Below are 21,649 nucleotides of genomic sequence, written 5' to 3'. Positions count from 1 at the left end.
GAGCTGCAGAAATTACTGCGATTGCATCTGATCAAGGCTTTGCTGAATCGTCCACCGTTGCAGGCCAAGCCACAGCTCAGGCTGACCAATCTGCCATCGGCATGGATGGTTATTCCATCAACAACAGCTCCGATCTGCAACTTAGTGCACTAGCCGAGGTTGACTCCTCTGCTGATTCCAACGCTGTCAGCCTTTGATTAAATCGAACCCCTTGATTCGGAGCACACTTTCAGCAGTCCATTGAACTTCTCTGCGCAACACTCAGCATCAGCTCAACTACTTGCCGATTTGCATTGACAGGCCTTACATCTGTATAAATCTGCATCAAGGTTGGGTGTCACCATGGCGATAACCCCAACCTAAATGCATCGGTATCAGCTTATTGCTGCATTTATATGTGCAAGAGAAGCAAAAGATAGACTGAGGAGAAAGCTTAAGCAGTTATACCTAAAAAATAAATGCCGAGGAACCTTTAAATGAAAGTTCTTCGCATTGACCTGCAGAACTTCTCCGCAAGAGCAAGTTTGGTATGTGACCACACATCAAAAGTGTTATAATATAAATAATCTCATGGCTGTTATGACAAGCCAGGGGCATACGACTGAAGTTCCAGAAGGTGAGTCTCTTTATTGGAGCGTAACTGGTGATGTAGATGCTAGCGACTTTGAATCGGGTGTATTCCGTCGCGGTGATTCTGCATACGTTATCGTAGAGGGACCAACATGGAGCGAAGCAGAGGCAAATGCTCAGAAACTGGGTGGACACCTCGTTGCTATTAATGACTCAGACGAAAATGATTGGCTCGTTGAGACATTTAAAGACAGCAATAAATCACCTTTCTCCGAAACATTACCGGGATCTATAAATGTTGATATTTACTGGAATGGTTTAAGGCTTGTAGACGGCTCTTGGGAATGGTCCAATGGGGAAGATGTAATTTATTCAAACTGGGGGTATAAAGAGCCGTTTGGAAATGGAGACCGGGGTCATTTCATTCTCGAAGCTGATGACACATTAACCATACCTCTCTGGACTGATACAGCTGGGAAATGGAATGATGTGTATGAACCATTGGTGGAAAATAATGTTGACCTGGGACATCATGGAATCGCTGAGATCCCATTGTCGTCGAGGGATCAAAGAGAGAATATAAATATCATTCAATATACAGATTCTGTCAATGAAGGAGGCACACTGACAACGTCTGTGGCGACAACTGGCGTTCCAGAAGGTGAGTCTCTTTATATTATGGATTCGTTGACTAATGAGTGGACACAACTCCTAGGAACAAATCAGTCTGACTATGTAAACTCAGTCAGCACTGCTGACGATGGATCCGTTTACGTCGGGGGATTAACCTATGGAGATCTAGATGGGCAAACAAATAGTGGATCTTGGGATGGCTTTATCAGTAAGTTCGATAGTGATGGATCTAAGCAGTGGACACAACTCCTAGGAACAAATGATAATGACTATGTAAACTCAGTCAGCACTGCTGACGATGGATCCGTTTACGTCGGGGGATTAACCTATGGAGATCTAGATGGGCAAACTAAAAATGGATTAGCGGATGCCTTTATCAGTAAGTTCGATAGTGATGGATCTAAGCAGTGGACACAACTCCTAGGAACAAATAGGGGTGACTATGTACACTCAGTCAGCACTGCTGACGATGGATCCGTCTATATCGTGGGGGAAACCGGAGGAGATCTAGATGGGCAAACAAATAGTGGACTTTGGGATGGCTTTATCAGTAAGTTCGATAGTGATGGATCTAAGCAGTGGACACAACTCCTAGGAACAAATCAGTCTGACTATGTACACTCAGTCAGCACTGCTGACGATGGATCCGTCTATATCGTGGGGGAAACCGGAGGAGATCTAGATGGGCAAACAAATAGTGGACTTTGGGGTGGCTTTATCAGTAAGTTCGATAGTGATGGATCTAAGCAGTGGACACAACTCCTAGGAACAAATAGGGATGACAGGAATGACAGTGCATACTCAGTCAGCACTGCTGACGATGGATCCGTCTATATCGTGGGGGAAACCGGAGGAGATCTAGATGGGCAAACTAAAAATGGATTAGCGGATGCCTTTATCAGTAAGTTCGATAGTGATGGATCTAAGCAGTGGACACAACTCCTTGGAACAAATAGGGATGACAGTGCATACTCAGTCAGCACTGCTGACGATGGATCCGTCTATATCGTGGGGGGCACCGGAGGAGATCTAGATGGGCAAACAAATAGTGGACTTTGGGATGGCTTTATCAGTAAGTTCAACAGCGGAGGAACACCTAAAACCTACAGCATTACACAATCACCTCCAAATTCTGTCAATGAAGGAGGCACACTGACAACGACTGTGGCGACAACTGGCGTTCCAGAAGGTGAGTCTCTGTATTGGAGTGCAACTGGTGATGTAGATGCTAACGACTTTGAATCGGCTGGATTAACTGGATCAGCAACGGTGAATGCTGCTGGAGATGCCAGTGTCACTCATGCGATCAAAGCTGATGACTTAACAGAAGGCGATGAAACGATGGAAATATCTTTTTATTCTGATAGCGACCGCACGCAGCAAGTAGGAAGCACTGCATCATCAACAATTAAAGATACCTCCCTAACACCTAAAACCTACAGCATTACACAATCACCTCCAAATTCTGTCAATGAAGGAGGCACACTGACAACGACTGTGGCGACAACTGGCGTTCCAGAAGGTGAGTCTCTTTATTGGAGTGCAACTGGTGATGTAGATGCTAACGACTTTGAATCGGCTGGATTAACTGGATCAGCAACGGTGAGTGAGGCTGGAACAGTCGTGGTTGATCATGCGATCAAAGCTGATGACCTAACAGAAGGCGATGAAACGATGGAGATGTCCTTTTATTCTGATAGTGATCGCACGCAGCAAGTGGGGGAAAGTGTATCGACCTCGATTAATGATTCGTCAAAAGAATATGGAGACACTTATGCATGTGTTAATAAAGGTCTTCAAGGCAATGAGAACAGTCTGGTAGGAATCGTTCTTGACAATTCGCGCTTTGACGCTGATGCTCGGTTTGAGTCTGAACTGATCTCCACTTCAAACGCATCTGCAACTACCGGTGATGGTAATGCAGAAACATGCTCCAATCATTCTATTCTTGGCATAGGTTTATCTGATACATATTCAGATGGGGAAGCATCTGCAATTTCTATAGTTAGACACATAACAGACAATCATTCGCTTTCGACCAATGGTGATTCACAGAACAGTGAAGTCATTAGTGGAGTTGGAATTGATATTAATGATTTGGGGTCTACTGATGATGGTTCATTTGAATCGTTTGTAGTCATTGATTCATCAAACCACTCGGAAAGCAAAGTATCTGGTGATTCTAAGACCACTCTTAATAGTGGTGATAGTACGAATGACCCCAATCTTCTTGTAGGGATAAAGTCTGAATCGCTTAGCTCCGGGGATGATATGTATATGGCTTCTGAGGTGGTTTCTACAAATGATTCCACATCAAGAGCTTTGGATGGCGACGCTACGACAGCCGTTCGTCATTCAGTTCTTGGAATCAAAATCGGCGAATCAAGCAGTATTGCTGGTGACGCAGAAGTTATAACTGTCGTGACACACGAAAGTTTTTCAGAGGCTAGCACGCATCAAGGTTCTGCATTGGTTGATGAAAAATCATCAGTTACTGGTATCGACGTAGGCTCAATGACAGTTGAAGGAAATGCAATCTTTGCATCCACTGTTGTTGTAAGCGTTTCTTCGGATAGTGGTAGTTGACTTCGGTAATACTATTAATTTGAAAATTGCATTAGATAAAGGCTCTGCAGAAACTTCGACTGCTGAAGGGCACACACAGCAGCTGCTGAGCAATCTCCCATCGGCATGGATAGTTATTCCATCGGCAATAGCTCCGATCTGCAACTGACTGCACTAGCGGAGGTTGATTCGGCTGCTGATAGTTCAGCCACGATGATTTAACTATCTGAGGCAAAGACAACCAGCCGGTAATGCTCCGGCTCCAGGTTCACTTGAAGGTTGTTGGGCTTAGTTAAGGATGATTAGAGATCAAGACACTTGTTGAGATGCTTCTTACAAATGCTCTGATGCCTTTCCTTGGCCTTTTTCATCCGAGATGTTGCATAGCCTGGTGTCATATCAAGCAAAGTATTAGCGATAAAGACAGCCATATCAATGCGGAAAATTTCCCACTCATCAAATGATCTGTCCAAAAGCTTCTCTCTCTTTGCCCTGTCACCAATTGGCGGCTCTTGCACGATGAGATTATCATCATCGTCGAGATAATTTCCGTAGCCGTCGTCTGGGATTTCAATTGTGATTTTCATTAGATACTGATTTAAAAAAGTATGTTAGTGATTGTGAATTGGTTAGCTATATAAAGGCTCAAGCTATTGGTCTAATTATGATCAGAGAACCCATTCACTGATCATCGCCTGTGCATCGACTGGCTTTGACGCAAGGATGTGGTCGATACGTTGTCTTGCAGTCACTGCGATCTGACCACGACACCAAAATCTGATGTGTGGTCGTACATAGTTACTGCGTGGTTCTGGATTCATAAATTAATTGACAGAGCTAACTTCAATGGTTTTGTTTTTACTGACAAACTCTTCAAGCAAGGTGATACCTGTTTTGATTTCATCTATCAGGTGAGATTGGAGGGAAGGAGGGCATTGGGCGAGGCCTTGTTCCATCGCACCTGAAGCAAAGAGCTGGAAAAAGTGATCTATGTATCTTTGAGCGGATTCAGGATGAGTGGTTAGAGGATCCGCATCAGCGTCTGCCATAACCACCAACGACTGATGATTAACCACAGCTTGCGTTGTATCAGTCTGAGCCATGCACGTACCCGCTGGCTTTCTACCCCTTCTTTCGTTGAGCTTGACCGGATGCTCCCGCTGCAGAGCTTCTAACGCTTTCTGACTCATTCGAATACCTCCTTTGGCAAAGTGTCGATAGGCTTTCTTTCTGCCTTGCATCGTCATTCGACCGAGTACGTCTAAAGACCCCGCTCCAAATCCTCCAAAGTATTCAGAGAGTTTGTCAATAAAATCCTGTCCTGTCATTTCGGAGTTTGATCCGAAGTAACACCTGCCCTCTTCGAACCAGTCATAAGTTTGAAGAAACCTACCTGCATTAATTATCTTTGTGACTTTAGAAGGCTTAAAGCCAAGTTCTTTAAGGGCAATAGTCAAAGCTTTTGTTATTCGCTTGCGCTGATACTCATCCATATCAATCTCAAATGATTTTCTAACGAGGTGCACTGCCGGACCAACATGCTCTGATTCGAGCTTGCTTGTCTTTTCGTAGAACTCCTTGAGCTTTGCCAGACACTTCTCCCCAGCAAGTCCACATATTTGATTTGAAATCGATTGATACCGATGATCGATACTTCCATCATCATTCTTTGGTGTGATTAGCTGCTTTAGGTCCATCAGTAATTTTGAGTAATTAGTTTTTTCCGCGCGGAAAAGATTTGACCACCTGCTGGTAGCTCATTGTCCTGGCAGATGGTTATGTGAAATAACTGAATAGATATTCACTTAGATTCGGCTTGGGAAGTGTTGTCGTAGGCTCCGCCTACAGCACGTACTCCGAAAACACGAACCATCAAGCCAATCCAAAGATGGATTGGTTTTCACTTGAGTTCCTGGTGGTGCCGCTGTGTTACTGCGTCACGCTGACGGGGTCAGATAACGGGCTCTACTAAGCAGTGCCTAAAGCTGCTTGATCCCTGGCGTCTGACGACGCGAATGACGACCGACTCCCGAAGGCATTCAGAGTCACTCCTTTCTTTTACGTGGATTCCAAACCACGAGTGTTTATGTCTTTGCTTTGACTTACAGGGTTAGCGAGCTTCTCCCCTGTATACGTGTGGGATGGCCGAGCCAACGATACCTCCCTCCATACGTGAGCTGTTTCTAAGGAAAGCTTTTCTCCCTGTATACATTGGCAGTTAACAGAGCTTGAGCTCTTCTCCCTGTATACGGGAGGGGTTAAGCAAATGCTTTTCCCTCTATACATGAGGGGTTATTAGAGCCGCCTGGAAGCGCCTACAAGAAGCAAAAGGCGCTGCGTGATGGATTGATCATTTAGTGTTTGCAAGAGGCCTTGCAGAGGTGCACAGGCGCAAGTTGCTTTGTCTAAGATGCAATGAAGCACTCTGCGATACATAGCGCATTCGACTTAATCAGCCAACCATGCGTCGATCTGCTTCCATACAGGCTTCAGGGCGCTTCTTAAGACCTCTGGGTCATATCCCTGTCCATAAACATTGGACATCTGACTGATAGAGAGCCTGTGGCCAAGCAAGGCCTCGATGTGAGCAGGATCAACGTGATTGTTTCTACCCAAGTCTGTGATTCCGTGCCGGAAGCTGTGGCTTGTCAGATCAGGATTGAGGCTTCTGAGTCTGATGTTGAGTTGAGATGCAGTACCCCAACCCTTTTCAAAGGGGAACTGCTTCAACAGGTCCACAACCCTTTGCGGCAAAGGGATAGTCCTGACAGAGGCCTTGTTCTTTGCAGTGCCTAAAGCGACTTGCATCGTGCCGCGCTCCAAATCGAAGTCTTCACGCTTCCGGTTTCTGACCTCACTGATCCGCGTACCGCAATAGACCTGAATCAAGACAGGGATCAGCTGTCGATCGAGGAGCTTCGGCAAAAGGCCCGACAGATCGCGGTAGTCCTGTTCGACTGCTGTGTAGATGTGGTCAGCTTCCCCAGCGCTGTAGTCGGCAGCATCGAAAGGGTTCATAGCCATCCCCTGCAGCAACCCAGACCTCATGCACTTGGAGACCAGCGAGGAGAGCAGTGAGCACTTGCTGTTGATGGTCAGACCACTAAGTCCTGAGTCCTGCATTTGATCGATCCACTCTCTGATGGCTTCCGGAGTGGCTTCAGCCAGTTCGAAAGGACACTGCTTCAGGGCGATACCCACGTTTCGGTGCCAGCTAGCTGACAGGGGCGACTGGTTCTTTCTCCTGCGGATCCGTTCCACTTCACGAATCAGATCGTTCCAGACGAGCGGCACCTGCCTCTCGTAGAGCGCCTGAGCGAGTGCATGGGTGTTCTTGTCCAAGTAATCCCCTGTCGCCTCGTCTCGCTCCTGCTGGCCCGTGTATCCCTCTGCGGCAGTTGGGATGTCGACAACATCCGCCAGATCAAGCAGGTGCGCGAACTCCTTGGCTTCTCTCCATCTGGTCGCACCTTGCTGCCGGGCCTTGTGCTCAGCCTCGAGTTCTGCCATTGCTTGGCCTGCTCGGAGGCAAGCAACCTCGAGGTCCCTGGTCTGCAAAGAACGCATCACACGCCTTCCATCCAGATGCATCTGAACGCAATACACTCCGTTCGACCTTCTTTGGATCGGCTTCTTCGGTCTGCCCATGGCATCAGTACTGCGAGAGTTCTGCGACAGAGAACTGCGAGAGAGTCGTAAAACCCTCGAGACATCCTGTCTCCGACTGACTTCATTGTCATCGCAGCCATGACTGAAGCCCCAGCTGCCAGCGCACCCATCGACGGCGCACGTCTCAGCCGGCGGGGCGTCGAGCGTCTCGACCTCTTGCTGCTGACCATTGAGGCTCTTGACCTCAATGCTGGAGAGGCGATGGTCTGGACCAGCCAGCAGATGGGTCTCCAGGCGCAATTCCCCAACCGGGTTGAACTCTGGAAGAGGCGCTGTCATAACCCGCTTCGGCGCACCACCCGGCGGGACCAGCTCGACCCGGTGGACGCCGAATCACTGATCTGTCTGGTGTGTGCCATGGCAGATCGGCTCTACCCCATGCTCCACCAACTCCTCTCGAGCCGCGAACCCGAACAGCTCACCCAGCAGCGTTGGCAACTGTTCCATGAGCGCCTGCGTGACCTCATCGAAGAGCGGATGAATCAGCGCCGGGAAGCCGTTGTTCGCCTCCTCACGATGGAGCCATCGGGCCCTTTGCACCGTCAGCTGATCAGCACCCTGGCGTTCTGCGCAGGCCCAGGTGGAATCGATCGACTCCGCGCAACCCTGCTCGACCCCACGCCCTAGGCCGACCACCATGTTGAAAACGACATATCAATACGAACAGACCGCAGCTCGTCTGGTGGTGGAAGGCTTTCCCGACCTCTCCGCCGGACAGTCCAATGAGGCGATCGGCATCCTGTCGTCCTGGCGGCTGCAGTTGATCGGAGCACCGGAACTGGAAGGAACCCGAGATCATCTCGAAGCTCTGATGGCAGCGGTGATGCCCTACGCCAGGCATCGCTTGTCCGGCGTGCAGCGCCGCTTTGGCCTGGAGAGCGGTTTTGTGAGCATCGCGCCGGATCAGGCCAACCACAGGCTGGAACTGCGCAGCAGCCGAGAGGGCGTTGAGCCGCTGCAGCTCAAGCTCGATGACGCCGAACTGGCCGATCTGGTGCGTTGCCTCGATCGCTTGCGGCTCGACAACCGGGTAAAGCTGACCTGGACGTTCCCCGAAAACCGCCCGTTGAGGCGTCAGGAGATCGTCGATCGCATTCCTCTGCAGAAACGCCTCGGACCACCCCTTCTGGCTGGGGTTGCTCTGGCGTGCAGCATCACCACCGCCTTGCTTGTGCCTCTGCCCCAGGAGATCAAGGAGACATCGCCAACACCAGCACCGGTGGACAAGCCTGAAACGCAGTCCGACCGTTGACGTGCAGGAAACACGCTTCAGAATCGCCGCAGTGACGGCACCCTGATCACACCGATGCCATGAGGAAGGCACGCCGAAGCAGCAAACGTGATCAACGACGGGTCTTTCGCCCCCGTCGCCGCTTCCCCTATGGCCCCGTTCTGCGTCAGTTGACGGTTGTCGTGCTGATGCTGGCTGCTGCCGCAGGGATCGCTGTGCTGCTGCATCAGCTGCCCCAGCAGGTGGACATCATGCTGCTGCTGAGCCAGGCCATTGATGACCTGATTGGCGGCGTTCAGCAACTGCTGGAAGCCATGCTCGGGCTCGCCGCCATCGTGCTGATCGCTGCCATCGCGCTTCTGGCGGGCATCCTCTTGCTTGGTGCGCTCTGGAGGTTGATTCGCATCATCCGCCTGGTGGTATCGCCCCCTATTCAAGGCAGACGCTGAAGACGAAAACACCAGACATTCCGTAAAAAATCGGACCAGATCGACCCCGCAGATTGCAGAGCTGGCAGAACTGAACTGGCGATCCACCGAAAGCATGAGCCAACCCGTCGGCCACGACATGACAGCCGTCCTCGAGGCCATCGATCACTACAGCGATGGCGACGTCGACCAACCGCAGGAAATCATGGTGGAGCTGCAGGAGGGTTGCTCCAACAAGCACAAACTGCTGAGCAAAAAGGTCTACGAAAAAGAGCTGGCCAAACTCCAGACGGAACTGGTGAAGATGCAGTACTGGGTGAAAGCCACCGGCTTTCGCATGATCATCCTGTTCGAAGGACGGGACGCCGCAGGCAAGGGAGGATCGATCAAACGGCTGACGGAGCCCTTGAACCCCAGGGGATGCCGGGTGGTGGCCCTGGGCACGCCTTCAGAGCATCAGAAAAGCCAGTGGTATTTCCAGCGCTATGTAGAGCATTTTCCCAGTGCCGGAGAAATCGTTGTCTTTGATCGGAGCTGGTACAACCGGGCCGGCGTGGAAAAGGTGATGGGCTTCGCGACACGCGAACAAGTGGAGCAGTTTTATGTGTCGTGCCCACAGTTTGAGCAAATGCTGGTGCAGGACGGAATCCTGCTGCTCAAATACTGGTTCTCCATCAACGATGACGAACAGGAGAAACGTTTCCAGGAACGCATTGATAACGAAGAGCGTCGCTGGAAGATGAGTCCGATGGACATCGAGTCGCGCAACCGCTGGGTGGAATACTCGAAAGCGAAGGACACCATGTTTGCCAAGACGCATATCCCGGAAGCCCCATGGTTCACCGTGGAGGCCAATGACAAGCGCCGCGCCCGCTTGAATTGCCTGCGCCACATTCTCAGCAAGGTGCCCTATGAAGACATGACACCGCCACCCATCAAGATGCCGAAGCGCCCGAAGCAAGGAAGCTACAAACGGCCTCCCTTCAATGAGCAATTCTTTGTACCCAACAACTATCCATATAAGAACTGAGAAAACACTGCGTAAAAAGAGAAAAGCAATAAGCTCAGATCAACTATTAGCTTGGGCTACTTCAATCAAGCAGCCCTTTTTCATGCGATAAATAATTATTTTCTGTTCACTTCCTCAATTAAAAGCTAGCCGACCAGCAAAAAATCACCTTGCTTGGCTTGAGTCCACACAGCAGCACGCTTTAAGGTGATCGACCATCCAGTTCTGCAGGCTTTGCTCGGTTCCTGGCAAGTCCTAATGCGGTGTATCGCCAGCGCGCTGTTCCTGGTGGCCCATGGTCTGCTGGTGCTGGAGCACATCACCATTGGAACGGCACTGCATGGGATTGCGGAGCTGTTCCTTGCCCCCTGGGCCATCCGCCACAAAGCCTGGGACATCATCGTGATCGGACTGATTTTCTGCGTCTTCGACCTGTGGGGAACGCTGCGTCTGACAGGCGTGTTGGTCTAAGGCCCTTCAACCACTCAGCCGCTGAGACCAAAAACCAAACAGCTGCCACGACGACCAGAGGAACATCCCCAGGAAGACCCAGTTCAGCCAAGCCGGACGTCGGTCGTTTTCAAACATCTCTCAGGACAGCGAAAGGCGACACCTGACCTTATCGGTGTCAACAGGATCACTTCGCCGAAGAACTCCAATCGGCCGAACGAAACGACACATTGGCGCCACCACTGCGCTTCAGGTCGTGCATGCCCTCCAGCTGGTTGTAGACCGACAAGAGCTGCCGCCGCATGTGGTCGGTATGGGGCAGATCAGCGATCAAACGCAGCACATCCTCCAGGGATCGCTTGGCATCGATCACCAAACGACAATCGGGGCTGCCAGGCTCGTCACGCATGGGATCAGAATCGATTTCATCCATTCAGCAGAAAATCTCTGCTTGCGGGTGTCTGAATCCCTACCAACGCGGCGATATTCAGCAGAAATTCAGAGTTTGGCCCCGTCCTGCTTCACCCATGCCCCGATCAAGTGGCGTTTCGCACAGCAGGAAGCCTGAGGCTGCTGAACCACGACAACAACACCAGCAGGGATGAAGCCCAGAGGCAGGCCTGCATGCCCGCGGCTTCGGTTCGGCCGAGCATGAACACGGCCCCCGAGAGCAACGTGCCCACCAAGCGTCCGGCCGCATTGGCCATGTAATAGAAGCCCACATTGAGGCTGACGCTCTCCGCATCGGTGTAAGCCAGCACCATGTAGGAGTGGATCGACGAATTCATCGCGAACACCACCCCAAAGGCGGCAAGGCCTGCGGTGATGGCGACCGCCACATCCACCTGGCGCCACAGCGCCACCGCGATCAGGGCGGGAATGGCGGTGAGCACAGCACTCCAGAACTGCACAGCAGAAGGTCCCGGGGATGTGGTCTGCCCCCAGAGCCGTCTCAGACCAGGCGCTGATCCCTGAACGATGCCGTAGCCAATCACCCAGAGACCGAGGAAGCCACCGATCTCCCAGAAACTCCAGCCCAGGGAGGCCTCAAGGAACACGGGCAAGGCCACCACGAACCAAACATCCCGGGCACCAAACAGAAAGAAGCGCGCCAGGGACAGCACGTTGATGCCCTGGGATTTGGAGAACAGCGACGAAAAGGCCGGTTTGGACTTCATCTTTCCGATCTCCCCGGGCAGCACCAGCGTGAGCAGGAAGGCCAGGGCCAGACCTGCCGCCATCCAGCCCACGGCAGCATTGAAGCCAAAGGCAGTGAGCAGCACCCCACCGAGGAAGAAGCCCACACCCTTGAGGGCGTTCTTGGATCCCGTGAGGATCGCCACCCACTTGAACAGCTGCTGCTGCCCCTGCTGCTGATCCTCCGGCGTTTCCAAAACCACCGTCTTGATGGCACTCTTGGCGCTCATCTTGTTGAGATCTTTGGCGATGCCGCTGATGGCCTGAGCGGTCATCACATAAATCACGCTCAACAGTTTCGGCCAACTGGCGGCGACGGGCATCAGCATCAACAACGCAAAAATCTGCAGCAGCGTTCCCACCCAGAGGGTGAGCCGAAGCCCATAGCGGGCACCGATCCAACCGCCGTACAGGTTGGTGAGCACCCCAAACAACTCATAAAAGAGGAACAGGAAGGCGATCTCGAGGGTGGTGTAGCCGAGTTGATGGAAGTGGAACACCACCAACATCCGCAGGGCCCCATCGGTGAGCGTGAAGGCCCAGTAGTTGGCGGTGACAATGCCGTATTGCTGCAGAGGGGAGAGCTTCATCCGTCCAGACCAATCACGTGGCAGGTGAGATCGGCCATGCGGCAGCTGTAGCCCCATTCGTTGTCGTACCAGGCAAACACCTTCAACTGGTTGCCATCAACAACCATCGTCGAGAGGGCATCGACAATCGAGCTGCGGTTGTCGTTGGTGTAATCGCAGGACACCAACGGGCGTTCCTCGTAACCCAGGATTCCTTTCAGAGGCCCTTCCGCAGCTGCTTGGAACGCAGCATTCACCTGCTCCACCGTGACGCTCTGCTTGAGCTCGAACACCGCATCGGTGAGCGATCCATTCAGCAGGGGAACACGAACGGCATGACCGTTGAGCTTGCCCTTCAGCTCAGGGAAGATCATCGCGATCGCCTTGGCCGAGCCGGTGGTGGTGGGAATGAGTGAGCTGAGCCCGGAGCGCGCCCGGCGCAGGTCGCTTTTGAAGGAATCGATCGGCACCTGGGTGTTGGTGATGTCGTGAATGGTGGTGATCAGGCCGTGCTCGATGCCGAAGCTCTCGTGCACCACCTTCACAACAGGCGCCAGGCAGTTGGTGGTGCAGGAGGCGGCCGTCACCAACTTGTGGCGCGCCGGTTCATAGAGGTGGTGATTGATCCCGTAAACGATGTTGAGCGCGTCCTCACCGGCAACCACACCCTTCACGGGACAGGCAACCACCACCCGTTTGAGGCCAAGCTGATCGAAATAGGGATTGAGCGTCTCCGGCGTTTTGATCTTGCCGCTGGCTTCAAGCACCATCTCCACCCCCCGATCGCTCCAGGGCACGGCGGTGGGGTCCTTGTCGCTGGACCAGGTGAGTGCGGATCCCTCCACGCTGAATCCATCAGCACTGCTGGTGATGCCTCGATCCCAGCGACCATGCACAGAATCGAACTCCAGCAGGTGGGCCGCGGTTGCTGCATCGCCAGCGCGATCATTGACATGCACCAGTTCGATGCCAGGCCGTCCCCAGAGGGCCCGGAACACCAGGCGACCAATCCGTCCAAAGCCATTGATGCCGATCCGCATACCAGCTCCCTTTGATCAATCAAATTATGTTGATCCAAACAGAGCGGGGGGCACTGCTCCTGTGATCCAGAACACCCTCAACAGGGAGCAGTCGAGGCAGCTGCTCAAAGCACTGGCCGACCCGATCCGTCTCGACGTGATCCATGCGCTGGCACAGGGGGAACGATGCGTCTGTGACCTCACCGGTGAGCTCAACCTCTCCCAGTCGAAGCTCTCGTTCCACCTCAGGGTGCTGCGAGAGGCGGGGCTGCTGACGGATCGGCAGAGCGGCCGCTGGATCTACTACCGGCTGCAACCGGATGCCCTGGCAGCCCTGGAAGCCTGGCTGGCCGAACTGCGCCGCCACTGCAGCCAGAGCGCTACCCCCTGCCCGAGCTGACGATGGACCAACGGCTTTTCTTCCCGGCCACGGAACGCAACCGCGGCCCCATCGGAGATCTGCTGAAACCGCTCTTACCTGGCTCAGGAGCCGTGCTGGAACTGGCCAGCGGCAGTGGTGAGCACGCCGTCTGCTTTCAGCAGCGCTTTCCCCATCTGCGCTGGCAGGCCAGCGATCCGGATCCAGACCATCGCGCCAGCATCAACGCCTGGATCCAGCACCAGGGTCTGAGCCAGGTGATGCCCGCAGCCCTCAACCTCGATGTTGAACACCGCCCCTGGCCCCTGCCCCAGAACCTCCAAGGGGCCGTGAAGGCTGTTGTGTGCATCAACCTGCTGCACATCAGTCCAGCCAGCTGCACGGATGCTGTGCTCGAGGAATCAGCCCTGTTGCTGCCCAGCGGCGCCCCCTTGATCATTTATGGCCCATTCAGGCGCAATGGTGCTCACACGAGCGCAAGCAATGCCGCCTTCGACCAATCCCTCAGGGAACGCAACCACCAATGGGGATTGCGGGAGCTGAATCAAGTAACAGCCATCGCCGCCAAGGCTGGCTTCAACACCGAAAACGTGGTCTCCATGCCCGCCAACAATTTGACTTTGGTGTTTCAGCGCGCTTGAGCCCCATCTCGCTTGCCAGCGCCTGGAAGGCCGTCGACAATCACGCGGTATCTCCGGTGTGAGCGATGGATCTGACTGATTTCTTAGCGAAGCTGCTGATCGGTTCAGCCATCACTCTGACCCTGGCGTTTCTTTGTAAGACAGTTTTTCCTCGGTTCACCAAGCGAAGCAAAACCGACTTCGACGACTTTGTGCTCAATGCCTTCGCCGCTTCGGTGGTGCCTTTCGGCTTGGTGGTCACTCTGATCCTTGCTCGGGATGATTTGGGCTTGCCCAACAACATTGCAAGGGCCTACGACACATCGCTGCGCATTGTTGGCACGATCATTCTGATTCGGTTGGTCAACCGAATCGGAGCGCGATTCCTTTTCGGATTGGTGCGCCGTGCAGGCGCGGATGATCTTCAACAACTCCTCCAAAGCCTGCTCCCGCTGCTGAAAACCGTGGTGTGGGCGATCGGCACCTTGGTGCTGCTGCAGAGCCTGGGCGTGAAGATGACGGTGATCTGGGGTTTGCTCAGTGCCGGCGGCATCGGCATTGGCTTGGCCCTGAAAGAACCAGCCCAGGAATTGTTCGCCTACCTGATGATTCTTCTGGACAAGCCTTTCACCGTTGGGCAATTCATCACGGTGGGCTCCACCTCGGCAACGGTGGAACGCATCGGGGTTCGCTCCACCCATCTGCGCAGCCTGCGCGGCGAACAGGTGGTGATGAGCAACTCCACCCTTACAGGCTCAACCATCCTCAATTTCGCTGAAATGGCGCAACGCCGGATGATCTATTCAATTGGCGTCACCTACAGCACATCGCTCGAGCAGATGAAGGCAATCCCGACGATGGTTCAGGCTGTGATCGATGATCAGGCCCACAGCACCTTCAACCGCTGCCACTTCACCGAATTTGCTGATTCAAGCTTGAATTTTGAACTGGTTTATTACATCGACACCCGTGATTTCACGGTCGCTCTGAACGAACAACAAGCCATCAACCTCGGAATCATGGAGGCCTTCGCCCAAGCAGGCATCGACTTTGCCTTCCCAAGCAGGACGCTCTACTTGGAGGGAGATTCACTCGCCGGCAAAGCCTCCTGAGCCGTCGGCACAGCAGAGCGCCAAACAACACCACCGATCAACAGGGCCAAGGCCGCCACAGCAGCGGTGAGGGGAATCAGGCGACGACGATCAGAATTGGAAGCAAGGGCGATCGGGCTGGAGAGGTTGTCGCGTCGTGACGCCAGAAATGCCCCCTGCCGGCAGCGGGTGCACACCGTGTTGGTGACGCCTGCACTCTTCAACTTGAAGCCGTAACGCCCCGGAATCTCAACGGGTGTTCCACAGCTGGAACAAGGGAGAGAAAAAACTGCCATGGGGAATCTGCCCTCAATTCAGATCTATCACCCCGGTTTCACTCCAACGGAACGTCTCCCGTGGCACAAACGGAACCCCAGCAGAGGCTGTGGTCCGCCGTCCAGAAGGGTTGCCCCTCCCGCCAGTCCGCGCCCTCACCAACCCGCATCATCATCTGGCCGCTGCCGTCATGGACAAATTCGACGCGCTGCTGATTCCAGGTCAACACCCAGCGCTCTCCAGGACTGGACGCCACCATCCGACAGGGACTCCAGGCCTGCTGCGCGATCCGGCAGCGCATCGAAGCCGCTGCTGCTGAGCTTCCAGCTGCAGAGCTGCCCATCAGCAGCAGAGCCGCGGTCCAGAGCTGAATGCGAAACACAGACACTGTCTCGGAAGCACGCTGGCGAAAGGCCTCCTTTTCACCATGGGGCCGGGCGATGGTCACGCCGTTGAGGCGCACAGGATCTCTTCAGGGTTTGGTGTCTGTCAGGATTTGATCAGACCAGTTGCTGATCGTGCCGCGTTTTCAAGCCCGCGTCCTCGTGCGTCTGCGCCCCTCCGTACTCGATCCAGCCGGAGAAGCCGCGCGTGGTGCCGCTGAACGACTTGGGGTGGAAGGCCTCAGCAAGCTGCGGATCGGTAAAGCCGTGGAAATGGAGCTGGAGGCTCCTGATGAGGCCGAAGCCCGCCGCAGGTTGGAACTGCTCAGTGATCGCTTGCTGGCCAACCCGGTGATCGAAGACTGGAGCCTGGAGCTGGAGCAGTCATGAGCATCGGGGTCATCGTTTTTCCCGGCTCCAACTGCGACCGGGATGTGCAATGGGCAACCGAGGGTTGCCTTGGGATGAGCACGCGCAGGGTCTGGCATGAGGAGACCGACCTCAGCAGCTTTGACGCCATCGTTCTGCCGGGCGGTTTCAGCTACGGCGACTATCTGCGTTGCGGCGCCATTGCCCGCTTCGCACCAGCCCTGCAGTCCTTGATCGACTTTGCCGCCAAGGGGGGTCGTGTGCTCGGCATCTGCAACGGATTTCAAGTGCTCACGGAACTGGGCCTGCTCCCCGGTGCCCTTACCCAGAACCGGGATCTGCACTTCATCTGTGAAGACGCACCCCTCAAGGTGGTGAGCCAGCGCACGGCCTGGATGCAGGGCTACAACGACGGGGCCCTGACCCTGCCGATCGCCCACGGTGAAGGCCGCTACCAGTGCAGTGATGACACGCTCAAGCAGCTGCAGGACGACGACGCCATCGCCCTGAGCTACGGCAACAACCCCAACGGGTCGGTGTCCGACATCGCAGGCATCACCAATGCCAGCGGCAGCGTTCTGGGCCTGATGCCCCACCCCGAGCGGGCCTGTGATCCGGCCACGGGAGGAACCGACGGCCGCCGCATGCTGGAAGCCCTGCTGGGCTGATGCCAACCCGCCGGACGCTGCTGATCTCAGGGGCATCCACGATCATCACGGCCCTGCTCTCCCCCAGGGCCATGGCGGCCCAGCGCAGGCTGAAACCCTTGAAGCCTGGATCACGCATCCGCGCCGTGAACCCAGGCACCTGGATGGATCTGGACACGGATCTTCAAGCCTTGCGCGAGCGCTGTGATCAACAGCAGTGGCATCTGGAGATTCCCGCAGCCGTCACCCGTCAATGGCGCTATTTCTCAGGAACCGACCAGGAACGGGTTGAGGATCTGAGGTCAGCCTGGAACGATCCAACGGTGGATGCCGTGGTGACCCTTGGCGGGGGCTGGGGGGCCGCCCGCGTGCTCGAAGCCGGTTTTCGTTTTCCGCGCCATCCCAAATGGAGCCTGGGGTTCTCCGACACCAGCTCCCTGCTGCTGGCCCAGTGGGCCGCTGGCCTGCCGGGGGCCATCCATGGATCCAGCGGCGGCACAGAGGCGCAATGGCAACGCACGGTGGATTTGCTCTGCGGGCGTCCGGTGGCGCCCCTGCTGGGCGAGCCACGACGGCGGGGGATCGCGCGCGGACCCTTGGTGGTCACCAACCTGACCGTGGCGACCCACCTGATCGGCACGCCCTGGCTTCCCTCCCTGAAGGGGGCCATCCTGGTGCTGGAAGATGTGGGCGAAGCGCCCTACCGGGTTGACCGGATGCTGACCCAGTGGCGCAGCTCAGGCCTGTTGCAGCAGTTGGCGGGGGTGGCCTGCGGCCGCTTCAGCTGGGCTGAAGACGACATCCTTCCCGGCGATTTCACGATGGACGAGATCCTGGAGGAACGCCTGGACGATCTGGGCATTCCGCTGGTGCTGAATCTGCCGCTGGGCCATGGACGGCCCAACCAGGCCTTGCCCCTGGGAGCGCAGGCACAGCTGGACGGCAAGCACGGCCTGCTTAGGCTGATGGCCTGATGTGATGGCCTGATCAAAACATGACGCTGCTCACGAGCAGCACCACAAACAAAGGGGGCCTTTCGGCCCCCAGTGATTGAATCCATTGATCGTGATGATCAGGCAGCGACGGCAGCCTTGGGATCAAGAGCACCCTTGGCGTAGAGGCCGGCGTAGTAGGTGATGCTCTGCTGCTGGATCTTGCTGGCGTTGCCGGCAGCCCAGAACTGCTGGTAACGGTCCAGGCAGACCTGCTTCATGTACTTGCGAGCAGGCTTGTTGAAGTGGCGGGGGTCGAAGTTGGAAGGATCGGCCATGGCCGCTTCACGCACAGCAGCGGTGAAGGCGAGACGGTTGTCGGTGTCGATGTTCACCTTGCGCACACCGTTGCGGATGCCTTCCTGGATTTCCTCGACGGGAACGCCGTAGGTCTCGGGGATGGCACCACCGTGCTTGTTGATCATCTCCAGCCATTCCTGGGGAACGGAGGAGGAGCCGTGCATCACCAGGTGGGTGTTGGGGATGGCTTTGTGGATCTCAGCGATGCGGCTGATGGCCAGCACTTCACCCGTGGGCTTGCGGGTGAACTTGTAAGCGCCGTGGCTGGTGCCGATGGCGATGGCCAGGGCGTCGCACTTGGTCTTGGCGACGAAGTCGGCAGCCTCAGCGGGATCGGTGAGCAGCATGTCCTTGGACAGCTCGCCCTCGAAACCGTGGCCGTCTTCGGCTTCACCCTTGCCGGTTTCCAGGGAGCCCAGGCAACCCAGCTCACCCTCAACGCTCACACCCACGGAGTGGGCGAAGTCCACCACCTGCTTGGTGACGTTGACGTTGTAGTCGTAGCTGGCGGGAGTCTTGGCGTCGGCTTCCAGGGAACCGTCCATCATCACGGAGGTGAAACCGTTGATGGCAGCGGAGTAGCAGGTGTCAGGAGCGTTGCCGTGGTCCTGGTGCATCACCACGGGGATGTGGGGATAGGTCTCGGTTGCGGCCAGGATCAGGTGACGCAGGAAGATCTCACCGGCGTAGCTGCGGGCGCCGCGGGAGGCCTGGAGGATCACAGGACTGTCGGTCTCGTCAGCCGCTTCCATGATGGACTGGACCTGCTCCAGATTGTTCACGTTGAACGCAGGAATGCCGTAGCCGTTCTCAGCGGCGTGGTCGAGCAGGAGCCGAAGCGGAACGAGCGCCATGGATAAATCCTCGGAGGGTTGGGGTCGTCAAAGACGAATCGCCGGCAATTTTACCGCGTGTTACGCAAGATCCAATGTGCTGCCTGCTGCTTGATCGCAGGCCACACGACTGGCCACGCCCTCGGCCAGTCCAGGCAGCATCGGTTGCCCACAGCGAATGCTCTCGGCCCACCAGCCCAGCACCCTGGCCACAGGGGCGATGCGGCCATCCGTCCAGGTTTCCGGAAAGGCGAAGTCGGCATCGGCTTCCACGGCGCGGAAGGGCTCACCGAGCGGGGCGTGCTGCAGCTCAAAGCCATGCACGTAGTCCTTCTGATTGGTGCTGCTGAGCAGCAGCGATCCCGACGACCCCACCACATCCAGGCAGAACCCGCGACCGTTACGCGACACGGAACTGAGGCTGACCTGCGCCGGCACCGGCAGGTCCTGCCTGCCCTGCCAATGGGCCACGGTCTGCAGCAGCGACACATCGGAAGCATCCACGGCGGCCAGACCACCATCGGGATGAGGGCGTTGCTTGATCGAAACGCTGTTCAGGGCCTGGACGCTCCCCAGGGGACCGATCAGCCAGGCCAGCATGTCCATGGCATGGGTTCCGAGCGCTCCGATCACACCGCCGCCCTGATCCGCTTGGGCATACCAGTTCCAGCCGCGCTGGGGATCGGCACGGCTGCCCATCAACCAGTCGAGCTTCACCAGCCAGGGTGTGCCGACGGCACCGGCCTGCAGAAGGCGTGCGGCCTGCATGAACAGGGGCACAGCGCGGTATTCGTAGTCCACAGCCACCGACAGCCCCCGTGCCAGGGCTAACCGCTGCAGCTCGCGGGCTTGATCGGCATGCAGCGCGATGGGCTTCTCCAGCAGCAGGTGCTTGCCCGCCTCCAGGGCCCGTCGGGCCAGGTCGAAGCGGGGTGCAGGGGGTGTGGCGATGATCACCGCATCCACCGCGGGATAAGCCAGCAGGGCATCCCAGTCGCTGAATCCCTTCAAGCCATGGGCAGCCGTGGCGGCATCCAAGCGCTCCTGGCGCGGGTGCCAAAGCGCCACCGCCTCAAGATCAGGCGCTGCTGCAAGGGCCGGCAGGTGCACCTTCTCCCCGAAGCCGAGACCGGCGACGGCAACACCAAGGGGCTGTGGGGACATCTCAGCTGGAGAGGGGTTCGGCACAGACAGCCTCAATCACTGAGGTGATCAGACCGTCATCCCCGGCAGGCTGCCATTGGGCACGAAAACGCGGCAAACCATTCACCTGTTTGTCGCGATACAGCTCCTGGGAGCAGTCCAGCTGCATCACATAGAGCTCGCCGGAGGGCTGCTCTCCATCTTGAGTGGCCGCTGGGGTGAACCGGCTGAGCACGGTTCGGTATCCATCCCGATCGATGCGCACACTGCCGCGATCCCACCACTGCTGGCCCGCGTCGGTTGCAGGCACCTCGATCCATTCCACGGGGCCCGCCAGCACGGGGGCCACCCAGCAGACCAAGGCCAGGATCAGCACACAACCAGCTCGGATCATGCGCTGGTGAGCTCCATCGGTTTGCAGCCGTGCAGGCGCAGAAGATTGGCCAGGGTGGAGCGCAGCTGGGTGCGGGGAACGATCGTGTCCACGAAGCCGTGCTCCTGCAGGTATTCAGCCGTCTGGAAATTGTCGGGCAGCTTCTCCCGCAGGGTCTGCTCGATCACCCGGCGCCCAGCAAAACCAATCAACGCCTTCGGTTCCGCCAGGATCAGGTCGCCCAGCATGGCGAAACTGGCGGTCACACCCCCCGTGGTGGGGTGGGTGAGCAAGGGCATGTAGAGCAGCTCGGCTTCGCGGTGGCGTTCCAGCGCTCCGGAGATCTTCGCCATCTGCATCAGGCTGAGCATCCCCTCCTGCATCCGGGCACCGCCGGAGGCACAAACGATCAGTAGCGGCAGCTTGCGGGCGGTGGACTCCTCGATCAGACGGGTGATTTTCTCCCCGACCACCGAGCCCATCGATCCCCCCATGAAGCGGAAGTCCATCGCTGCCAGACCCATGGGGATGCCTTCCACCCGGCAGAGCCCGGTGACGACACCATCCCGTAGCCCCGTCGAAGCCTGACTTTCCCGCAGCCGGTCGGCGTAGGCGCGCCGGTCTTTGAATCCGAGGGGATCCACCGGTGACAGATCCGCATTCAGCACCTGGAAGCTGTCGGGGTCCGCAATAAGTGCGATGCGTTCAGCACTATCGATCCGGTGGTGATGGCCGCAGTTGGCGCAAACACTGGCGTTGAGTTTCAGGTCTTTGAGATAAACGACCTGACCACACTCCGGGCATTTGCTCCACAGCCCATCGCCTTCATCGGGTTCCTGCTTGATGTTGGCGACGTACTGACCCTTGCGGCGATCAGCAAACCAATCGAACAGAGACACACAG

At 56.1% G+C, this 21,649-nt stretch carries 25 protein-coding genes; 13 read left to right on the top strand and 12 right to left on the bottom strand.

Annotated features, from left to right (window positions below):
- Both NCN05_RS10425 and NCN05_RS10420 read left to right on the top strand, forming a co-directional pair.
- On the top strand, positions 1-197 hold a 197-nt coding region (locus NCN05_RS10425), incomplete at its 5' end, for a hypothetical protein (protein ID WP_250398028.1).
- Between the two features lie 334 nt (positions 198-531).
- Positions 532-3,789, top strand: coding sequence for an SBBP repeat-containing protein (locus NCN05_RS10420; RefSeq protein ID WP_250398027.1), 3,258 nt, complete (start codon positions 532-534; stop codon positions 3,787-3,789).
- A 281-nt stretch (positions 3,790-4,070) separates the two neighbouring features.
- Here NCN05_RS10420 and NCN05_RS10415 read toward each other — a convergent pair whose 3' ends face one another.
- The 3 genes from NCN05_RS10415 to NCN05_RS10405 form a co-directional block, all read right to left on the bottom strand.
- The gene (locus NCN05_RS10415; RefSeq protein ID WP_250398026.1) at positions 4,071-4,355 is read right to left on the bottom strand and encodes a hypothetical protein; all 285 of its coding nucleotides are present in this window, start codon (positions 4,353-4,355) and stop codon (positions 4,071-4,073) included.
- Positions 4,356-4,592: 237 nt separating this feature from the next.
- Positions 4,593-5,465, bottom strand: a complete 873-nt coding sequence (locus NCN05_RS10410) for a hypothetical protein (protein ID WP_250398025.1) — start codon at positions 5,463-5,465, stop codon at positions 4,593-4,595.
- 751 nt (positions 5,466-6,216) lie between these two features.
- Positions 6,217-7,278: a tyrosine-type recombinase/integrase gene (locus NCN05_RS10405; protein ID WP_250398024.1), complete on the bottom strand. Its 1,062-nt coding sequence runs from the start codon at positions 7,276-7,278 to the stop codon at positions 6,217-6,219.
- Positions 7,279-7,515: 237 nt separating this feature from the next.
- Here NCN05_RS10405 and NCN05_RS10400 point away from each other — a divergent pair, with 237 nt between their 5' ends.
- The 5 genes from NCN05_RS10400 to NCN05_RS10380 all read left to right on the top strand — a co-directional run bounded on the left by NCN05_RS10400 (position 7,516) and on the right by NCN05_RS10380 (position 10,576).
- On the top strand, positions 7,516-8,064 hold the full coding sequence (locus NCN05_RS10400) for a DUF3038 domain-containing protein (RefSeq protein ID WP_250398023.1): 549 nt from the start codon (positions 7,516-7,518) through the stop codon (positions 8,062-8,064).
- Between the two features lie 10 nt (positions 8,065-8,074).
- Entirely contained in the window at positions 8,075-8,689 is a 615-nt protein-coding gene (locus tag NCN05_RS10395; protein WP_250398022.1) for a DUF4335 domain-containing protein, read from the top strand.
- A gap of 59 nt (positions 8,690-8,748) precedes the next feature.
- Complete coding sequence (locus NCN05_RS10390) at positions 8,749-9,117, top strand: hypothetical protein (protein ID WP_250398021.1); 369 nt, start codon at positions 8,749-8,751, stop codon at positions 9,115-9,117.
- 184 nt (positions 9,118-9,301) lie between these two features.
- Positions 9,302-10,126 (top strand): polyphosphate kinase 2, encoded by an 825-nt coding sequence (ppk2, locus tag NCN05_RS10385; protein ID WP_250398030.1) that lies wholly within the window; start codon positions 9,302-9,304, stop codon positions 10,124-10,126.
- Positions 10,127-10,363: 237 nt separating this feature from the next.
- Entirely contained in the window at positions 10,364-10,576 is a 213-nt protein-coding gene (locus NCN05_RS10380; RefSeq protein ID WP_011364797.1) for a DUF8641 family protein, read from the top strand.
- Positions 10,577-10,742: 166 nt separating this feature from the next.
- Here NCN05_RS10380 and NCN05_RS10375 read toward each other — a convergent pair whose 3' ends face one another.
- From NCN05_RS10375 to NCN05_RS10365, 3 genes are all read right to left on the bottom strand, one after another.
- Positions 10,743-10,964 (bottom strand): hypothetical protein, encoded by a 222-nt coding sequence (locus NCN05_RS10375; protein WP_041435027.1) that lies wholly within the window; start codon positions 10,962-10,964, stop codon positions 10,743-10,745.
- Between the two features lie 127 nt (positions 10,965-11,091).
- The gene (gene arsJ / locus NCN05_RS10370; RefSeq protein ID WP_250398020.1) at positions 11,092-12,342 is read right to left on the bottom strand and encodes an organoarsenical effux MFS transporter ArsJ; all 1,251 of its coding nucleotides are present in this window, start codon (positions 12,340-12,342) and stop codon (positions 11,092-11,094) included.
- Complete coding sequence (locus tag NCN05_RS10365; RefSeq protein WP_250398019.1) at positions 12,339-13,361, bottom strand: ArsJ-associated glyceraldehyde-3-phosphate dehydrogenase; 1,023 nt, start codon at positions 13,359-13,361, stop codon at positions 12,339-12,341. The genes arsJ and NCN05_RS10365 overlap by 4 nt, the downstream gene beginning before the upstream one ends.
- Positions 13,362-13,422: 61 nt before the next feature.
- Here NCN05_RS10365 and NCN05_RS10360 point away from each other — a divergent pair, with 61 nt between their 5' ends.
- From NCN05_RS10360 to NCN05_RS10350, 3 genes are all read left to right on the top strand, one after another.
- Positions 13,423-13,740, top strand: coding sequence for an ArsR/SmtB family transcription factor (locus NCN05_RS10360; RefSeq protein ID WP_186510191.1), 318 nt, complete (start codon positions 13,423-13,425; stop codon positions 13,738-13,740).
- Positions 13,741-13,742: 2 nt separating this feature from the next.
- Positions 13,743-14,360 carry a DUF938 domain-containing protein gene (locus NCN05_RS10355; protein ID WP_250398018.1) on the top strand — a complete coding sequence of 206 codons (618 nt, stop codon included), beginning with the start codon at positions 13,743-13,745 and terminating at the stop codon, positions 14,358-14,360.
- 65 nt (positions 14,361-14,425) lie between these two features.
- The gene (locus tag NCN05_RS10350) at positions 14,426-15,451 is read left to right on the top strand and encodes a mechanosensitive ion channel family protein (RefSeq protein ID WP_250398017.1); all 1,026 of its coding nucleotides are present in this window, start codon (positions 14,426-14,428) and stop codon (positions 15,449-15,451) included.
- Here NCN05_RS10350 and NCN05_RS10345 read toward each other — a convergent pair.
- Together NCN05_RS10345 and NCN05_RS10340 are read right to left on the bottom strand one after the other, a co-directional pair.
- Positions 15,412-15,726, bottom strand: coding sequence for a Tat pathway signal protein (locus NCN05_RS10345; RefSeq protein ID WP_250398016.1), 315 nt, complete (start codon positions 15,724-15,726; stop codon positions 15,412-15,414). The genes NCN05_RS10350 and NCN05_RS10345 overlap by 40 nt on opposite strands.
- 38 nt (positions 15,727-15,764) lie before the next feature.
- Complete coding sequence (locus tag NCN05_RS10340) at positions 15,765-16,154, bottom strand: hypothetical protein (protein ID WP_250398015.1); 390 nt, start codon at positions 16,152-16,154, stop codon at positions 15,765-15,767.
- 70 nt (positions 16,155-16,224) lie between these two features.
- Between NCN05_RS10340 and purS the strand changes: the two genes are divergently transcribed.
- Genes purS through NCN05_RS10325 form a run of 3 tightly spaced genes read left to right on the top strand, consistent with a single transcriptional unit; the run spans position 16,225 to position 18,079 of the window.
- Entirely contained in the window at positions 16,225-16,479 is a 255-nt protein-coding gene (purS, locus tag NCN05_RS10335; RefSeq protein ID WP_011364806.1) for a phosphoribosylformylglycinamidine synthase subunit PurS, read from the top strand.
- A complete protein-coding gene (gene purQ / locus NCN05_RS10330; RefSeq protein WP_250398014.1) occupies positions 16,476-17,126 on the top strand; it encodes a phosphoribosylformylglycinamidine synthase subunit PurQ in 651 nt (216 codons plus the stop codon). The genes purS and purQ overlap by 4 nt, the downstream gene beginning before the upstream one ends.
- Entirely contained in the window at positions 17,126-18,079 is a 954-nt protein-coding gene (locus tag NCN05_RS10325; RefSeq protein ID WP_250398013.1) for a S66 peptidase family protein, read from the top strand. Before purQ ends, NCN05_RS10325 begins: the two co-directional genes overlap by 1 nt.
- 98 nt (positions 18,080-18,177) lie before the next feature.
- Here the strand turns inward: NCN05_RS10325 and fba are convergent, their stop codons facing one another.
- Genes fba through accD form a run of 4 tightly spaced genes read right to left on the bottom strand, consistent with a single transcriptional unit; the run spans position 18,178 to position 21,645 of the window.
- The gene (fba, locus tag NCN05_RS10320; protein WP_250398012.1) at positions 18,178-19,251 is read right to left on the bottom strand and encodes a class II fructose-bisphosphate aldolase; all 1,074 of its coding nucleotides are present in this window, start codon (positions 19,249-19,251) and stop codon (positions 18,178-18,180) included.
- 60 nt (positions 19,252-19,311) lie between these two features.
- On the bottom strand, positions 19,312-20,394 hold the full coding sequence (locus NCN05_RS10315) for a Gfo/Idh/MocA family protein (RefSeq protein WP_250398011.1): 1,083 nt from the start codon (positions 20,392-20,394) through the stop codon (positions 19,312-19,314).
- A 1-nt stretch (position 20,395) separates the two neighbouring features.
- Positions 20,396-20,767 carry a hypothetical protein gene (locus tag NCN05_RS10310; RefSeq protein WP_250398010.1) on the bottom strand — a complete coding sequence of 124 codons (372 nt, stop codon included), beginning with the start codon at positions 20,765-20,767 and terminating at the stop codon, positions 20,396-20,398.
- Positions 20,764-21,645 carry an acetyl-CoA carboxylase, carboxyltransferase subunit beta gene (gene accD, locus NCN05_RS10305; protein WP_186540812.1) on the bottom strand — a complete coding sequence of 294 codons (882 nt, stop codon included), beginning with the start codon at positions 21,643-21,645 and terminating at the stop codon, positions 20,764-20,766. The genes NCN05_RS10310 and accD overlap by 4 nt, the downstream gene beginning before the upstream one ends.
- Positions 21,646-21,649: the final 4 nt, after the last annotated feature.

The organism is Synechococcus sp. MU1651 (genome assembly GCF_023630635.1).
In the GTDB taxonomy this organism is placed as follows: Bacteria; Cyanobacteriota; Cyanobacteriia; order PCC-6307; family Cyanobiaceae; genus Parasynechococcus.
The sequence above is the reverse complement of the archived record's forward strand: the minus strand, read 5'-3'. Positions and strand labels throughout refer to the sequence as shown.